Annotated in this window: 1 protein-coding gene; it reads right to left on the reverse strand. The window is 67.3% G+C overall.

Translation table 11 applies throughout. The features are described 5' to 3' along the window. On the reverse strand, positions 1-685 hold a 685-nt coding region (locus tag ACPXCB_RS31550; RefSeq protein WP_425879776.1), incomplete at both ends, for a condensation domain-containing protein.

The raw sequence follows: 685 nt of genomic DNA on the forward strand, positions 1-685 counted from the left end.
GGTGAAGACGGTTTGGATGAGGGGTGGGGTGTGGCGGTCGCGGGTGGGTCGGGTGTGTTCGACGAGTTTGTCGAAGGGGATGTCCTGGTGGGTGACGGCGTGCATGAGGACGGTGCGGGAGTGGTGCAGGAGTTGGCGGAAGGTGTGGTGGGGGTTGATGTCGACGGCGAGGGGGAGGGTGTTGACGAAGAAGCCGATGAGTTTTTCGGCGTCGGGGTCGGTGCGGCCGGTGAGGGGGGTGCCGATGACGATGGGGTTTTGGTGGGTGTAGCGGTGGATGAGGAGTTGGAAGGCGGTGAGGAGGATGCCGAAGGGGGTGGAGCCGGTCTGGGTGGCGAGGGTGGTCAGGGTGGTGAGGGTGCCGGGGGCCAGTTGGCTGTGGTGGACGGCGGTGGGGCCGGGTTCGGTGTCGGGGCGGGGTCGGTCGGTGGGTGGGTGGCAGACGGGTGGGGCGTCGCGCAGTCGTGCGGCGAGTTCGTGGAGGTGTTGTTGGGCGTCGGTGCTCTGCCAGTGGTGGCGTTGGCGTTGGGCGATGTCGGCGTACTGGGTGGTGAGGGGTGGCAGTGAAAGCGGGCGGTGGTGGGTGAGATCGGTGTAGAGGTGGTCGAGTTCGGTGTGGAAGAGGCCGACGGACCAGCCGTCGAGGACGATGTGGTGCCAGGTGAGGCAGAGCACGTGTGCGGTG

The organism is Micromonospora sp. DT62 (genome assembly GCF_049847285.1).
GTDB classification, from domain to species: domain Bacteria; phylum Actinomycetota; class Actinomycetes; order Mycobacteriales; family Micromonosporaceae; genus Micromonospora; species Micromonospora reichwaldensis.